We start from the raw sequence: 15,043 nt of genomic DNA on the forward strand, positions 1-15,043 counted from the left end.
ATACTAGAGTTATGAATTTGGTGACTTTCTCGATTGCTTATATGGAGTGGCATTATACTCGAGCGATTCGTAATCTATTAGCTGCTATTTCTAATGTTTTAACTTTTTTGCTTAACTTTTTTTCTATTCCGATTTTGGCGGGAACTTTATTTACTCCTTGGCGCCGACTAGGCGAGGAACGTAAAGAAGGTTTTGATTTGGAAGACTTTGCTACTGTCGTTATTGTTAATACTTTAATGAGAGTGGTGGGATTTGTGATTAGGTTTATTACCATCACGGTTGGCTTGGTGGTTCTGACCTCGGCCTTATTGGTCAGTGGATTGCTGGTGGTGTTGTGGTTATTGTGGCCGTTGCTGATTTTTATTTTATTCGTTAATGGTTTGTATTTTATTTTACGCTAACTCCATGTATCCACTTCGTCGTTATACCAAACTAAGTCCGTGGCGCTCTGTCTTAACCCTGGAAACTTATTTACCACACCGGGTTAGACATTGGATTATCAACGCGACTGTCGGGGTCGGGGTGTTGGGTAGCTTGGCGGTTGTTCTACGTTTTGGTTTATCGCGGCTGTCTTTAACGGTTCCACTTGATCCTACTTTTTTGAAAGTTTTAGATCTATTTTTATCTAGCCAATTTATTGGTCTACTGTTTGTTTTGATTTCCGTGGCGATGTTTTGTGTGAGCTTGGAGTCTTTTTTCCGATCACATTACTTTGATGATATTAGTGGTAAGGCCACGCTGGCTAGTACCTTATTTTCCTTTGAAGTAGCTTGGGTTTTACACTGGTCTCGATCGATGGATCCCTTGGTAGCTTTTTTAACTTCAATTTATGGGCGGAAGATTATGCGCCGGTTGGGCATTACTGAGGATCAGATCAATATTTTTGTTGAAAAATTAGTTAATAATCCAGAGGCTTTTACTGTGCCAGAGTTACCGATTGATAAGACTGATGAGATTACTTTGCCGGAATTTGTTACCTTGTTGACCTCTGTTTATCCAACCTTCGTTACTTTCTTAGCGGAAAATGGTGTTCAACCAGTCGAAGCTACGGGAGCGGCTGATTGGGTAGTGTGGAAGCAAGAAGTGGTTGATCGTAAAGAACGCTGGTGGAGTAAAGAAAACTTGGATCAGATACCTAGTGTCGGTGCCTCGTGGGGTTACGGTTATACTTTTTTGTTAGACAAATACAGTCGAGATTTATTTGACGACCCTGCTTTATATTTAGAAAGATTTAAGATTGGTAGTCGGGAACGAGAGGTGAGGTTGTTGGAGACAGTTTTATCTAGGCAGTTGGAGGCTAATGCGATCTTGGTGGCGGAGACTGGTGGGACCAAGATGGATGTTATTTACGAATTGGTCTCTAAGATCAGAGAGGGTAATGTGGTGCCAGAACTCAAATACAAACGGCCAATTTTATTTCAAACGGGAGTCTTTTTGGCGGGTTTTAAAGATAAAGCTAGTTTTGAAACAGCTTTCTTATCTTTGTTTAATCAAGTGGTCAAAGCGGGTAATATTTTATTTGTGATTGATGATTTGCCAAACCTGGTAAAAGGGGCGATGGCTCTAGAATCTAATTTGACCGCTTTGTTGGATCCTTATTTGGCTTCCTCTTTGACTCAAGTAATTGCTTTGGCTGATACCGATGCTTTTTATCAAGTGATAAATCCTCAACCGGGTCTACTTAATCGGTTTGAAAAAATCCAAGTAGAGGATCTGTCTTATGATGAGTTGGTGCGAATGTTGGAAATTAAATTGTTGGATTTTGAATACGCTTCTGGGGTAAGAATCACCTATCCCGCTCTGACAGCCATTATTGAAAGTGCGGAAAATTATTTTCAAGATGGTGGTTTGCAGGACAAGGCGGTTGATTTGTTGGTGGAGATTATTTCTGCTTACGGTTCTCGTTTGGATGCTGATATTACCAAAAAAGATGTTTATGCTTATATCAAATCTAAAACCAACGTTCCAATTGGCGAGATTGAAGAAATAGAAAAAGATAAATTACTCAATCTAGAAGCTTTCTTGGGGGCAAGAGTGGTTGGTCAAACAGAGGCAGTCTCAGTGGTGTCCAATGCGATGCGTCGGGCTCGAACCGCTATTCGTAATCCTAAAAAACCGATCGGTTCCTTTTTGTTTTTGGGTCCAACGGGAGTGGGTAAAACCGAAACAGCTAAAGCTTTAGCGGAAGCTTTCTTTGGCTCCGACGAAGCGATGAATCGGCTAGATATGTCCGAGTACCAAGGAGAGGGAGCTTTAGAGAAATTGATTGGCTCATTTACGGATAATAAACCAGGTGTTCTTTCTACGATGATGCGAGAACGACCATATGGTGTGCTTTTGTTGGATGAATTCGAAAAGACCACTGACGAAGTTCATAACCTCTTTTTGCAAGTGTTAGACGAAGGTTTCTTCTCTGACATGTTGGGTAAACGAATTAATATTCGTAATACGATTGTGATCGCTACTTCCAATGCCGGTTCAGATTTTATTTGGACCTTGTCTGAGCAGGGAAAAAATTTAGTCGAGGCTCAAGATGAATTGGTTAACCAGATTATTAAGGGTGGTATTTATAAACCAGAGTTGATCAACCGTTTCGATGGGGTTGTTATCTTCCATCCACTGTTGCCAGACGAGTTAAACAAGATTGCTGGTTTGATGTTGAAAAAATTAGTTAAAAGGTTGTCTACTCAGGGAGTAGAATTACAACTAACACCAGAATTAATTTCGTTTGTGGCTAATCAAGGGGCCAATAAAGCTTTCGGCGCTCGACCAATGCAACGCTTTATTCAAGATAATGTCGAACAAGTGGTGGCTCAAAAGCTGATTGCTGGCACTGTCGGTCGTGGTTCTAAAATTTCTATTTCTCCAGATGCGACTGGGGTGCTCAATGTTTTGGTTGGTTAAATAATATGAAATATTTTTATTTGATTGCTCTGGTTGTCTTTGTGGCCTTTTCTCTTTTGGCTATTCCTTTTTTTATTCCTCAAGCACCTGGCTTTATAGAGAACTTATCCTGGGAAAATGGTTTTGTGCCAACAGAGCCCGAGGTTTCCTTGGTTTTTGTCGGTGACATGATGCTTGACCGAGGGGTGAATTTTTCTGTTCAGAAAAACTTTGGTGGTGATTTTAATCAATTGTTTACTGAACTAGATTTTATTCGAGAAGCGGATATTGCTTTTGGTAACCTAGAGGGACCAGTCAGTGATAAGGGTCGTAATATTGGCAGTATTTATTCTTTTCGGATGAAACCAGAATCATTGCAAGCTGTGGCCGCGGCTGGTTTTGATGTGTTGTCAGTGGCCAATAATCACGCGGGTGATTGGACTAGTGAAGCGTTTGTTGATACGGTCGCTCGAATTAAAAATTTAAATATCTTGCCGATTGGTGGTGGAAATAATTATCAAGAGGCTAGTTTGGTGAAGATAAAAGAGGTGAGAGGGGTGAAGGTTGGCTTTATTGGTTTCTCAGACGTCGGTCCCAACTGGTTAGCCGTCGGTAGTTCTAGTCCGGGTATCTTGTTGGCTTCCGATCCTCAATTTGATCAGATTATCAAAACCGCGGCCGAATCTGTGGATGTTCTAGTCACCTCCTTTCATTTTGGTGAAGAATATCTGGCCACTTCAACCAGTAGACAACAAGTTTTAGCTCGACGGGCGATTGATAACGGGGCTAGTTTGGTGATTGGTCACCACCCACATGTGATTGAAGAATTAGAGCGTTATAAAAATGGGGTGATTATTTATAGTTTAGGTAATTTTATTTTTGATCAAGGTTTTTCTAAAGAAACCATGGAAGGGGGAGTTTTGTTTGTAAAATTAGATGGCAAAAAAATAGAATCAGCTGAACTCAAAAAGGTAAAATTAGATTCTCGTTTCAAACCTTCACCAGCTTGGTAAATTTTGCAAAATGGGTTTTTTCGGCTAAGCTATTGCGACATGTCTAATAATTTCTGGCAAGCATTAAAGAAGCCAATTTTGGTTTTGGCGCCTATGGCCGATGTCACCGACGCGGCTTTTCGGCAGGTGATTGCTAAATATTCTCGGCCAGCCGGACCAACGGTCTTTTTTACCGAGTTCACTTCGGCTGATGGTTTGTGTCATCCGTCTGGTCACGAAAAGTTATTAAGAGAGCTTTACTTTGTACCTGAAGAAAAACCGATTGTCGCTCAACTCTTTTCGTCACGACCGGAGAAAATGTATGAGGCCTCTAAAATGGTGGCGGAACTTGGTTTTGACGGAGTGGATATTAATATGGGTTGTCCGGATAAGAATATTGAAAAACAAGGTTGTGGAGCGGCGATGATCAAAAATCCTAACCTGGCTCAAGAATTAATCAAAGCGGCTCAAGAAGGTTCTGGTTTGCCAGTGTCAGTCAAAACCCGGATTGGTTATAACAAAGTGGAGATTGATACCTGGATTCCCAAAATTATTGAAGCGAAGCCAGCTCTGCTAACTGTTCACTTACGCACTCGCAAAGAAATGTCACTCGTGCCAGCTCATTGGGAACTAATGCCGGAAGTCAAAAAAGTGGTTGGTGATTCTGGTGTTCTATTGTTGGGTAATGGTGATGTAACTGATGTGGCTGACGCTAAAGCCAAGGTGGCGGAATATGGTATTGATGGAGTAATGCTCGGCCGAGCGATTTACGGCAACCCGTGGCTTTTTAGTGAACACGTGCCAACAATCACCGAACGACTCAATGTTTTAGTTGAACACTCAGAATTATTTGCCAAATTATTCCGACCAGGGGAGACGAATGATAAATTATTCAACGGTCATACCAAAAGTTTTGCCATTATGAAAAAGCACTTTAAAGCCTATGTGAATGATTTTAGTCATGCTCACGATCTGCGGGCCAAACTAATGGAAACTGAATCTGCTGATCAGGTGAGAGCCTTGGTGGCAGATTTTTTGAATCGGGGTTAGTTTTGCTATACTAACTCCATGTCTGAACAATCACTTTATCGTAAGTACCGCCCTCAGAAGTTTAAGGAGGTGGTGGGACAAGAGCATATTGTCTCTGTCTTGGAAGGGGCTTTAGAGAACAAAACCACCGCTCATGCCTATCTCTTTGTGGGTTCTCGTGGAACTGGCAAAACTTCAGTGGCTCGAATTTTGGCTCGAGAACTAGGTTGCCACCCGGAAGATTTGGTGGAAATCGATGCGGCTTCTAACCGTGGAGTGGAAGATGTCCGAGAATTGCGTGAAGGGGTGGCTAGTCTACCTTTTCGTTCACCGATCAAAGTCTATATTATCGATGAAGTGCACATGCTCACTCGGGAGGCTTTTAATGCTTTGCTCAAAACTCTCGAAGAGCCACCAGCTCACGTTGTCTTTATCTTAGCCACCACTGATTTTCATAAAGTACCAGATACTATTATCTCGCGCTGTGAAGTGCATACTTTCCGTCGACCTAGTAACGAAGTGTTGACTGAGACACTCAAAAAGATCGCCAAGAAAGAAGAATTGGCGATTGATACCGAATCTTTAGAATTGATTGCTTTGTTGGGAGATGGTTCTTTCCGTGACTCACTAGGTCTACTCCAAAAGGTGATGAGTTTGTCGAGTGATAAGAAAATAACTTCAGCCGAGGTGGCAACAATTACCGGGGCAGCGCCTTTGTCCCTAGTCCGTAGTATGGTCTCGGCGATTCTTGATCAAAACTTGGAAGAAGCCCTTAAAACTGTTAAACAAGCGACTAGTGATAGTCGAGATATGAAAATTTTTCTCAAAATGTTATTGCGTCAAATTCGCTTAGTCATGCTGTTAGCTTTTGCGCCTGTCTTAGCTAAAGAAATGACCGCTGGTCTAGGGACTGATGAACAGAAGTGGTTGGCCGAAACCCAAACCCATCCCAAAGCTAAAGATTTACCAGGAGTGTTGCGAGAACTGCTCGAAGCTTATGAATTAACCACTTTTGCAGCGGTCCCTGAATTGCCATTAGAATTGGCTTTGATTAAATTGCTCCAAAACAATGACGGAACAAAATAATAAAAAAACATTTTATTTCGTGCGTCATGGTGAGAGTGAATCTAATGCTGGTGGCTTGCGTCAGGGTGGTAATTCACCACTTACTCCAAAAGGTTTTAAACAGGCTGAAGTAATTGGTCGACGACTTGCTCAACTACCTGTTGATATTGTTGTTTCAAGTGATTTTGTGCGAGCTAAACAAACAGCCGAAACCATAGCCGCTATTACTGGACATTCATCAATTACTGAATCAAGTTTATTGGTTGAGAGATCGATACCGAGTCGTTTCGACAACACTACTGTTCACGATCCAGAATCAAAAGATATTGTTTGGTTGATTCAGGGAAAATATGGAGATTTAGATTGGCGATGTGAAGATGCTGAAAGTGGTAGAGAATTAGTTGATCGAGCAAAAGCCGCCTTACAGTTTCTTGTGAGTTTGCCTCAAGATAATATTGCTGTGGTAACGCATGGATATTTTATGCGCTTTTTGGTTGCGGAAATGATGTTTAAAGGAGAATTACATGGTGAACATTTGGTTAATTTTTTAGGTACTCTTATAACCAAAAACACCGGGATTACTATTTGCGAGTATCATTCAGCTAGGACTATCCCCTGGAAATTACTTACCTGGAATGACCATGCTCATCTGCAAGATCTGATCGAGGAATTGCCAGAAGGGCAAAAATAAGGCAGAATAATCAGGTATTTGTTTGATATTGCCAGATCGTCTAACGGTAGGACAGCAGCCTTTGAAGCTGTTTATCTAGGTTCGATTCCTAGTCTGGCAGCCAGGAGTTTTTTAATAAAAAAAACGACACAGATGTCAGACTAGGAGAGAGGGGTCGGGAGAGAAAGTCTCTCCCGTGGAGGAAGGTATGGGAGAACCGTGGGTTCCCCAGCTCCGTATGTCTGGCAGCGAATATGAGCTAGCACGAGTTACCTAGGTAAACGTGCAGGTTTCTAATCAAATTTTAGCCTCAGCTAATTTAGCTTATTGTGTTAAAATGGTTCAAATGAAAGTTGTTAAAAAGAAGAATATTGAAGATCTTACTAAAAAACAATAAACATCATTATGGAAAATCAAAACGATACTTATAAAGCAGAAGTTTACTGCGGTAACTGTGATTTAAGAGAGGAGATTAATATACTCAAAGGTCAAACTATTAATGAAACAAAGTGTCCAAATTGTGGTACGTGTGAACTTGACAAAGATCATAAAGCGGTAACATTAAGACCCTATATTGAAAATTACAGGTAGATTATGAACGATAATGACTTAATAAGAGAGAATATTTTAAAGTATCTTTATAAGATAAATAAAGAGGCTTCTATTATAGATAGAACAAGGTGTAATGAACGTCAGATCTTTCTTAATTTGCAAGAAAAACATTCTCGGCCTGAGGTAGTAAGTAATCTGGATTATTTAATAAAGACAGGTTGGGTTAAATTAGAGAAGATTAATAAATTACCGTATTATTCGATTAGTGATAAGGGGATCAATCATTTTGAAGGATCGTCATTTTTTCAAAAATCTCATTGGGTAACTGGAATAAATATAAACAATATTCAAGGTGTTACAGTTATAGGAGATCACAATTTTGTGCATCAGGAATTTGGTGATTTATATAAAAATTTGGATCTTTTGAAGGAGGAAGTTACTAAATCAGGAACTATTTCTGATGAAGATAAGCTCGATTATCAATCAGAAATAGAGACTATTAAAAGCCAGCTGGCTAAAAAAGAACCCAATAAGAATATCATAAAACAAGCTTGGGCTGGGTTATCAGTGCTATCAACTCTTGAAGGTGTCGTACAGTTTTACCAAATGGCTGAAGAATATATAGAGCCGTTTTTAACATAATGGATGGTGTAGGAAATATCAAAGAATACCAAATAGCAGGTTTACTGCGTGTTGCTAATGAGCAATTGGCATATTGTAATTTGATTACGGAGTATCCTGGGCTTTCTAGTAAAAAGAACTTTGATCCCTTGTCAGCTGTAGATCAGTTCTATAAAAGTGTCTGCAATGTATTTTTTCACGACAGCTTATTAATCATTAGCTCTTTGCTTGATAGTAAGGATTCTAGAGTGATTGGGCTTTGGAATTGGAAAGACTTTACTAGTTATAAATCTTCTGAATTGAAACTCATAACAGATTCATTTAATAATGGACCATTAAAAACAATAAGAGATCAGTTAATTGCTCATCAAGATGTAAGTAACCCTAATAATCAATTTCCAGATTCTAGAAGGACAGGAATTATAAAGGAAAACCTTATCATGCTAGCTCAAAGCACCCTTGATAGCATTATTAATGAGTTTTGTGATTATGCACAAAAATTTAGTACCCCGTATAGTGAACAGTATTTTGATACAGAGGAAGCAAAAAATCAGCTAACCTCAGTAATGAGATTAGCTGTACCAACTCTAACTAATAATGATGTTATTTAAAAAAGTTTCATAATGTTTCACTTTTTAACGAGTATTAGATCTGTTGTTTTAGCAAGGGTATAGGAAATGATATAATTCAATGAATAATGAATAATGAATAATGAAAAGGATTTGGGAGATCTTAACTCTACAATCGAGACCGGATACGTCAAAATATCCAAGCATGGGAATGCTCGACTCGCTAATCTCCAGGATGCCATTAGCTCTACAACAAAAGAACTCTTAGCTGTCTATTCAAATGATATGCGTAATTTAGGAATTGTGGCTGGTACGGTCGCGCCTTTTTCGCTCACTTTACTTGGAGCGAATCAATTCGATATAAACAATTTAGCTTTAATGTTTGGATTTTCTTTTCTGCTTTATGCGATCATCTTATCTCAATTTTTTTTATTTAGACTTTCAGATGCTTATGAACACAGAACGAGTCGAGCTGAAATTAGTTGGGTATTTGCACAATTTGGTCTTTGGCAAATGGAGGATGTTAACAATGACTCAACTAAACGAATAAATGGAATGTTTGATTACCAAAAGAGGACCCGAGAGGTGGAGGGTCATCTTGGTCTAAACAACACTCCATCTCCACACCTCCTGGTTTTAAGAAAGAAACTACGTTCCTATAACCTAATTACGTTACTTCTCGTTACTTCTGGGATTATTCTAATCTTGGGATCGGTTGTAATAAACCCAATTTCTGCTTGGATAATCATAAACGTTTATAATCCATAGTGAACGAGACGCGTCGTTCCGATAAGCTAAACGAAGTAAGTGGGGCTTGATCGAAAACGGTTCTAGCTCGAGAAGGTCAGCCAACTTGAGATAGGTTCGGAGTCCGAGAAGTATTACAACTTTCTTGTGGATGAGTGTTATAATGCCAAACATGAAAAAGATAGCTATTACAGGTAATTTCCCCTTTACTGAAGAGCAAAAGTCACGATTGGAAGCACTTGGAGAAGTTTCAACCGTCTCCAGTTTTTCTTCGTCAGAAGAATGGCTTTCATCTGTACAAGGTGCAGATGTTATCCTGAGTGATGGTAGTTATCTTCTAGAAAATCTCTCAAATCTCAAGAATGTTTTTATAACATACCCATATATCGAACTTGGCGCATTCGATTCAGAGAAACTAAAAGCTAACGGAGTTGTGGTCGCTAATACCCAAGGAAGTAATCGTGACTCGATTATTGAATGGACTATGTTTATGATACTTTCGCTTTTTCGTAAGTTTCCGACATATTTAAATACTGCACAAAGTCACGAGTTCACTCTTAATCAAAGCTTGGCTGGAAAGAGAGTTCTTGTTGTTGGTAAAGGCAGTATCGGTACTGGGATCGGTGAAGTCTGTCAGGGTTTTAAGATGGAAGTTGATTACTTTACGAGACAAGACGATTTAAAAACAAAGGCTGCTAATGCGGACTTGATTATCAATGCTCTTAATTGCAATTCCTCAAGCAAGAATCTACTAGATGAAGAATTTTTTATGTCATTGAAAAAAGGTAGTTATTATGTTTCCTTTGTTCGAGGATATACTTATGACATCGACGGAATGATCAGGTCGCTTGATTCGGACATTCTCGTTGGTGCTGGAATAGACTGCGATCCGGAAGATCCCTACGATGTAACAAATGCGTTCTATCAAAAGTGTGTCCAGCATAGAAAGATATTAGTTACACCTCATATTGCTTTTGCTACAAAAGAGGCAAGCGCGCAGGGGAGAGAAATAGCGATACAAAATATCGAAGCATATATTTCAGAAAAACCTCAAAACATTCTTACTAAAATTTAAATGAGAATTGCTCTATAGCTATGAAAATCCTATTTATCTGTCGTGGTAACGTGGGCCGGAGCCAAATAGCCGAAACCTTGGCTAAGTCTTTATTAGATGATAAACATATTATTACCTCAGCCGGAACTAAGCTGAGTGGCCCAGAACAGCCTATTGGAGAGTTGTCGCCCTCTACTGATAATGTTATTGAAGTGATGAAAGAAGAAGGTTTTGATGTGACTGGCAATCTACGGAAGCAGGTCACGGAAGAAATGGCAGAGGATGCTGACAAAATAATTTTGGTGGTAGATGACGATGATCCAATTCCAAACTACCTACTCAATAATCCCAAAGTCACTCGTTGGGATGTCCAAGATCCAAAAGGTCAGACACTTGAATTTACTCGCAATGTTAGAGATCAAATTAAAAGTAAGATAACCTCGTTAATTTAACTATGGACAAAAAACCAGGCCGAACAGTTGCGTTTGATTTTGATGGAGTTATTGCAAATTACTCGGGCTTCAAAGGCAAAGATCATGCTGAAGAACCAATTGGAGAAACTATCAAGGCAATCAAACTGCTTAAAGAAAAAGAATTTAAAATTCTCCTCCATTCAACGCGCGGGGATGATTTTTTGCGCAATTATTGCACACAATACGATATTCCTTTTGATTACATTAATCGAAGACCCGACAAAGAAGGGGACAACCCTGGTAAACCAATAGCGTATGTCTATGTAGATGATCGATCTATATGCTTTAAGGGTCAGAAAGCTGAAGAGCTAGTGGAAGAGATTGATAACTTTAAAGCCTATTGGGAGGAATAATAAAAATATACGAAGACTCATTGAATATGTAAACTAACCCCAGTTCTAATTTTTTCTTTAAATAAACGTTTGTGATCGAAAATCCCGAGTTGTTTGGGGTGCTTATGGAGAAACTGTAATGCCGCTTCTACCGACAGGCAAAAGTCGGGGAGGCGGCTTTTGTTGTTAATATTTACTTTACCTAAAAATGTGGTAGAAATATATCCGGACGCCAAGGTATGTATGCCTTGGTATTTTTGGAAACTAGAGGACCTTGAAAGAGGAGGATTTAGACAGATGCCTATGTCAAAGGCGTTCGAGGACAGGCTACACCCTGATCTTCGAAAAATCGCCGATCACTTCGGCACCCCCTTCCACATCTATGATGAGGCGGGGATCAAGGGGACTGGCAAACGCCTTAAACAAGCATTTGCGAATCTCCCGTCAGGTTTTGGGGAGTTTTTTGCGGTGAAGGCCCTGCCCAATCCGCGCATTCTCCAGATCATGTACGAAATGGGTTTCGGGTTTGACTGCAGCAGTATTCCCGAACTTGTTTTGGCTCGCGAAGCCGGAGCCATGCCCGGTCAGATCATGTTCACGTCAAACAATACTTCGCAAGAAGAGTTTGACGCGGCTATGGCTGACGGCGGTTGCCGGCTCAATCTCGACGATATCAGCTTCATTTCGAAAGTACCGGAACCTTTTCCTCGCGGAATCTGTTTCCGGTACAACCCCGGCGAAAAGCGAACCGGCAATGCCATCATCGGTAATCCGGTGGAGGCGAAGTATGGCGTGTCCGATGTCCAAATCGTGGACGCCTACGGCCAAGCCATTCTTCGGGGAGCCGAATGCTTCGGGTTGCACACCATGCTCTGCTCGAACGAACGGAACTACACCTATATGGTGGAAACTATCAAGATGTTGCTCGAACTGGTCGAGCGGATCAGCTTGGCCCACAAGATCAAGTTCGACTACATCAATTTCGGCGGCGGTCTGGGAATACCCTATCGCCCCGAAGATAACCCGCTCGATCTAGAATCATTGGGCAACGAAGCCTTTGGTTTGTTGGAAGCTTTCAAGCAGAAGCATGGCTACGCGCCGGAGTTGTGTATGGAAAGTGGTCGGTTTATGACCGGCCCTCACGGTGTTTTGGTGGCTGAAGCGATCAATCGCAAATCCACCTATCGTGAGTATGTCGGTGTCGATGCTTGCCAAACGGCACTCATGCGCCCGGCCCTCTACGATGCCTATCACCACATCACAGTGCTTAATGGCGATGGCCGCCCCACTGAAGTGGTGGACATTGTCGGAGCCATCTGCGAAAACTGCGACAAGTTCGCCAAGCAACGCGAACTGCCGGTCATCAGCGAGGGTGATCTGCTGATGATCCACGACACTGGGGCTCATGGTCTGGCTATGGGCTTCAACTACAACGGTCGCTTGCGGCCGAAGGAACTTTTGCTTCGATCTGATGGAACGGTGGAACTCATCCGCCGAGCCGAAACCATTGACGATCTTTTCGCAACCTTAACCTTCGAACCCGAAAGCTTGGCGCTTTAACGCCAGGAAAAAGTGAGGAATCTGAAATGTTGAGACCACGCATTCAGACTGGAGCAAACCTGTTCCAGTTGATCAAGGCCATCTGCCGTGAGGCGGAAGAAGAGGGGAAGCAGCTTTTTCGGCTGTCCATCGGACAACCGACGGGGCCGGCTTTCCTCTCGGCCAGAGTCAAAGCGGCCGAACTCATCATGAGCGACGAGGAGAAGTGGCATGAGTACCAGGACAACGGCTGTGTGATTCCGAATTTCGCTCAGCGTTTCGTGCAAGCTCATGTGCCGACAACTCGTTTCGACCAGTTCGGCGAACGGCTGGCCTATCTCCCGATTCCCGGCATCAAGTCGATGCTGGAGATTGTGATCATGGCTTGTCTTCATGGTTTGCCGCCAATGGAGAAGCCGCTCCGGGTGTACACCACAACCAAACCGGGGTATCCCACTCCGGCGGATCAGTGCCGTTATCTGGAGGACAACGGGGCGCAAGTGCGTCATCAAGCGCTGGAGACTAATCCCGGAAATCAGTTCCGTTTCGATCCGGAAGATCTCAACGTGATCGGGTCAAGTTTGGTCATGACCAATTACCCGAGCAATCCGACCGGGCAAGTCGCTTCGCGGGAGTATTGGAAAGCCCTCTGCGCCTACTGCGAACTTTATGGCTTGCGACTGTTCAACGACGCCGCCTACGCGGCGCTGCCTCACACCAATGAGCACTGTACCCTGGCGGCGGTGGCGGTGGATTACCCGAACCTGTCCTGGATCGAAGCCTACTCCGGTTCCAAGATAGGCAACTTCACTGGTTGGCGAGTCGGCGCAATGGTCGGTTCGGCCGATTTCATTGCCGACGTGGCCAATGTGAAAGGCAACAGTGACAGTGGCTTCAACGCAGCGTTGGCTGGTGGAATTCTGCACGTTCTGGAACATGATCGGGAGTCGCTGGATGCGACGCGACGGCTGTACACCGGACGGACAGAACTCCTCACCAACGTCCTTCAGGAGTATGGTTTGGAGTTGGCTGTCCAACCTCAAGCCGGGTTCTTCACTCTGTGGCAGTGTCCGAAACGCGCCTTCGGTCAGGTGATTGAAAACTCCGAGGAGTTCAATCGTCTGATGATCATGAAAACGGGTATTGTTGGTGTTCACTTCAATCCGTACATGCGCTACGCGGTGTGCGGCGATGTGGAAGCGATGATCGGCCCGATCACTGAGGGCTTCAAGGAAGCCAACGTCAGCTACAAGTAATACTCCTTTTGGTTCCAAAAACGGTCTGCGAGTCCTTTCAGGATTCGCAGACCTTTCTTTTTATATAAAATATTTATTCAAAATTAGGATAGTTAAATAATATTATTAGTTTGCCCCAAAAACCCCTGTGCGGTAAAGTGTAAACACATGGAAACTAAACTATTAATATTTGATCTCGATGGAGTAATCTTTGATTCAATCAAAGTGGTTGAGGATTAATTACAAAGGGGGTTAAAATTTTCTAACTAAGTTTTGTGGGGGTAAATTTATCGCCCTTGCCACGTGTTAGTAAACACAGTAAAGTAGAATCATTAATATTTTACTAGATTTTTATGTTGAATGAATTTAAAACCTTTCTCTTAAGAGGAAATGTAGTTGATCTGGCTGTCGGTGTCGTGATTGGTGCTGCTTTTGGAACAATTGTCACGGCTTTGGTGTCTGATCTTCTGACTCCACTGATTGCCGCTATTGCTAAAGTGCCAGATTTTAGTGGTCTTTATTTTACCTTAAACGGTAGTCAGTTTATGTATGGTCATTTTATTAATACCCTCATTTCATTTTTGTTGGTAGCTGGCTCAGTCTTCTTCTTTGTGGTGAAGCCGATGAATGTGCTTATTGCTAAGTCTCGTAAAGAACCATCAGTTGATCCAACAACCAAGAAATGCAAAGAGTGTTTAAGTGAAATTCCACTTGAAGCTAAGCGTTGTTCGCATTGTGCTCAGGCGGTAGTTTAAATTTTTAGTAGGATTTTAAATAACTATTCTAATGCGCTCCACCCCAAAACTAATTTTTGAAACTGATAATTTCCAAGTGATTACTCTGGGTAACCCACACTTGAGTCGAACTGATGGTGGTCATTTGATTATCGATCCTAAAGTGCCAGTCGAAGATCGAACCAAACTAAGTCTAGAGTTAGCTAAAGAATTGATAATGCTAACCATGGTGGCGGGTGAGGCTATGAAAATTGGTTTAGCAAAAAATGGTATAGACCTAGGCCGAATTAACTACCAAGACAATGGTAACTGGAGGCACGAGTTGCATATTCATCTGTACGGTCGAGCCAAGGGAGCGACTAATCAACAATATGGCTGGGCTTTAAGATTTCCTCTGACCGCTGAGGCTTTCGAACAAGAGGTGGGCCAACTAGAGCCACTAACTGATCAAGATATTGTCGATATTCAGACGGAAATTAAAAGGCTGTTGCAGACAGAGAAGTATTTACATTAAACAAGATTAGAGAGGTTGGCGCCTCACTGATAGT

17 protein-coding genes and 1 tRNA gene are annotated in these 15,043 nt (G+C 41.9%); all 18 read left to right on the plus strand.

What is annotated here, in order from left to right:
* Positions 1–11: 11 nt before the first annotated feature.
* A complete protein-coding gene (locus K8Q91_01195) occupies positions 12–401 on the plus strand; it encodes a hypothetical protein (protein MCE9628589.1) in 390 nt (129 codons plus the stop codon).
* A gap of 4 nt (positions 402–405) precedes the next feature.
* Positions 406–2,904, plus strand: a complete 2,499-nt coding sequence (locus tag K8Q91_01200) for an AAA family ATPase (GenBank protein ID MCE9628590.1) — start codon at positions 406–408, stop codon at positions 2,902–2,904.
* A 5-nt stretch (positions 2,905–2,909) separates the two neighbouring features.
* Positions 2,910–3,896, plus strand: a complete 987-nt coding sequence (locus K8Q91_01205; GenBank protein ID MCE9628591.1) for a CapA family protein — start codon at positions 2,910–2,912, stop codon at positions 3,894–3,896.
* 39 nt (positions 3,897–3,935) lie between these two features.
* The gene (locus K8Q91_01210; protein MCE9628592.1) at positions 3,936–4,925 is read left to right on the plus strand and encodes a tRNA-dihydrouridine synthase family protein; all 990 of its coding nucleotides are present in this window, start codon (positions 3,936–3,938) and stop codon (positions 4,923–4,925) included.
* Positions 4,926–4,943: 18 nt separating this feature from the next.
* On the plus strand, positions 4,944–5,990 hold the full coding sequence (gene dnaX / locus K8Q91_01215; GenBank protein MCE9628593.1) for a DNA polymerase III subunit gamma/tau: 1,047 nt from the start codon (positions 4,944–4,946) through the stop codon (positions 5,988–5,990).
* Positions 5,974–6,660 carry a histidine phosphatase family protein gene (locus K8Q91_01220; GenBank protein MCE9628594.1) on the plus strand — a complete coding sequence of 229 codons (687 nt, stop codon included), beginning with the start codon at positions 5,974–5,976 and terminating at the stop codon, positions 6,658–6,660. Before dnaX ends, K8Q91_01220 begins: the two co-directional genes overlap by 17 nt.
* Positions 6,661–6,689: 29 nt before the next feature.
* Positions 6,690–6,763: transfer RNA gene (locus K8Q91_01225), tRNA-Gln, on the plus strand.
* Between the two features lie 281 nt (positions 6,764–7,044).
* Positions 7,045–7,230 (plus strand): hypothetical protein, encoded by a 186-nt coding sequence (locus K8Q91_01230; protein MCE9628595.1) that lies wholly within the window; start codon positions 7,045–7,047, stop codon positions 7,228–7,230.
* Positions 7,231–7,233: 3 nt separating this feature from the next.
* Positions 7,234–7,833, plus strand: a complete 600-nt coding sequence (locus K8Q91_01235) for a hypothetical protein (GenBank protein MCE9628596.1) — start codon at positions 7,234–7,236, stop codon at positions 7,831–7,833.
* A complete protein-coding gene (locus K8Q91_01240; protein MCE9628597.1) occupies positions 7,833–8,423 on the plus strand; it encodes a hypothetical protein in 591 nt (196 codons plus the stop codon). The genes K8Q91_01235 and K8Q91_01240 overlap by 1 nt, the downstream gene beginning before the upstream one ends.
* A gap of 93 nt (positions 8,424–8,516) precedes the next feature.
* Entirely contained in the window at positions 8,517–9,149 is a 633-nt protein-coding gene (locus K8Q91_01245; protein MCE9628598.1) for a hypothetical protein, read from the plus strand.
* A 151-nt stretch (positions 9,150–9,300) separates the two neighbouring features.
* Positions 9,301–10,203, plus strand: coding sequence for a hypothetical protein (locus K8Q91_01250; protein ID MCE9628599.1), 903 nt, complete (start codon positions 9,301–9,303; stop codon positions 10,201–10,203).
* A gap of 20 nt (positions 10,204–10,223) precedes the next feature.
* Positions 10,224–10,634: a hypothetical protein gene (locus tag K8Q91_01255; GenBank protein MCE9628600.1), complete on the plus strand. Its 411-nt coding sequence runs from the start codon at positions 10,224–10,226 to the stop codon at positions 10,632–10,634.
* A 2-nt stretch (positions 10,635–10,636) separates the two neighbouring features.
* A complete protein-coding gene (locus tag K8Q91_01260; protein MCE9628601.1) occupies positions 10,637–11,008 on the plus strand; it encodes a hypothetical protein in 372 nt (123 codons plus the stop codon).
* Between the two features lie 276 nt (positions 11,009–11,284).
* A complete protein-coding gene (locus tag K8Q91_01265) occupies positions 11,285–12,547 on the plus strand; it encodes a diaminopimelate decarboxylase (protein ID MCE9628602.1) in 1,263 nt (420 codons plus the stop codon).
* Between the two features lie 26 nt (positions 12,548–12,573).
* Positions 12,574–13,782 carry a pyridoxal phosphate-dependent aminotransferase gene (locus K8Q91_01270; GenBank protein ID MCE9628603.1) on the plus strand — a complete coding sequence of 403 codons (1,209 nt, stop codon included), beginning with the start codon at positions 12,574–12,576 and terminating at the stop codon, positions 13,780–13,782.
* 332 nt (positions 13,783–14,114) lie between these two features.
* A complete protein-coding gene (mscL, locus tag K8Q91_01275; protein MCE9628604.1) occupies positions 14,115–14,516 on the plus strand; it encodes a large conductance mechanosensitive channel protein MscL in 402 nt (133 codons plus the stop codon).
* Between the two features lie 31 nt (positions 14,517–14,547).
* Positions 14,548–15,009, plus strand: a complete 462-nt coding sequence (locus K8Q91_01280; GenBank protein ID MCE9628605.1) for a hypothetical protein — start codon at positions 14,548–14,550, stop codon at positions 15,007–15,009.
* The last annotated feature ends 34 nt before the right edge of the window (positions 15,010–15,043 follow it).

The sequence above is a fragment of the Candidatus Vogelbacteria bacterium genome, from assembly GCA_021414225.1.
In the GTDB taxonomy this organism is placed as follows: domain Bacteria; phylum Patescibacteriota; class Minisyncoccia; order Phycocordibacterales; family XYD1-FULL-46-19; genus JAIOOX01.

Coding starts and splice junctions, on each gene's coding strand:
- K8Q91_01195 (MCE9628589.1), top strand. CDS start 12: ATGAATTTGGTGACTTTCTCGATTGCTTATATGGAGTGGCATTATACT.
- K8Q91_01200 (MCE9628590.1), top strand. CDS start 406: ATGTATCCACTTCGTCGTTATACCAAACTAAGTCCGTGGCGCTCTGTC.
- K8Q91_01205 (MCE9628591.1), top strand. CDS start 2,910: ATGAAATATTTTTATTTGATTGCTCTGGTTGTCTTTGTGGCCTTTTCT.
- K8Q91_01210 (MCE9628592.1), top strand. CDS start 3,936: ATGTCTAATAATTTCTGGCAAGCATTAAAGAAGCCAATTTTGGTTTTG.
- dnaX (MCE9628593.1), top strand. CDS start 4,944: ATGTCTGAACAATCACTTTATCGTAAGTACCGCCCTCAGAAGTTTAAG.
- K8Q91_01220 (MCE9628594.1), top strand. CDS start 5,974: ATGACGGAACAAAATAATAAAAAAACATTTTATTTCGTGCGTCATGGT.
- K8Q91_01230 (MCE9628595.1), top strand. CDS start 7,045: ATGGAAAATCAAAACGATACTTATAAAGCAGAAGTTTACTGCGGTAAC.
- K8Q91_01235 (MCE9628596.1), top strand. CDS start 7,234: ATGAACGATAATGACTTAATAAGAGAGAATATTTTAAAGTATCTTTAT.
- K8Q91_01240 (MCE9628597.1), top strand. CDS start 7,833: ATGGATGGTGTAGGAAATATCAAAGAATACCAAATAGCAGGTTTACTG.
- K8Q91_01245 (MCE9628598.1), top strand. CDS start 8,517: ATGAATAATGAAAAGGATTTGGGAGATCTTAACTCTACAATCGAGACC.
- K8Q91_01250 (MCE9628599.1), top strand. CDS start 9,301: ATGAAAAAGATAGCTATTACAGGTAATTTCCCCTTTACTGAAGAGCAA.
- K8Q91_01255 (MCE9628600.1), top strand. CDS start 10,224: ATGAAAATCCTATTTATCTGTCGTGGTAACGTGGGCCGGAGCCAAATA.
- K8Q91_01260 (MCE9628601.1), top strand. CDS start 10,637: ATGGACAAAAAACCAGGCCGAACAGTTGCGTTTGATTTTGATGGAGTT.
- K8Q91_01265 (MCE9628602.1), top strand. CDS start 11,285: ATGCCTATGTCAAAGGCGTTCGAGGACAGGCTACACCCTGATCTTCGA.
- K8Q91_01270 (MCE9628603.1), top strand. CDS start 12,574: ATGTTGAGACCACGCATTCAGACTGGAGCAAACCTGTTCCAGTTGATC.
- mscL (MCE9628604.1), top strand. CDS start 14,115: ATGTTGAATGAATTTAAAACCTTTCTCTTAAGAGGAAATGTAGTTGAT.
- K8Q91_01280 (MCE9628605.1), top strand. CDS start 14,548: ATGCGCTCCACCCCAAAACTAATTTTTGAAACTGATAATTTCCAAGTG.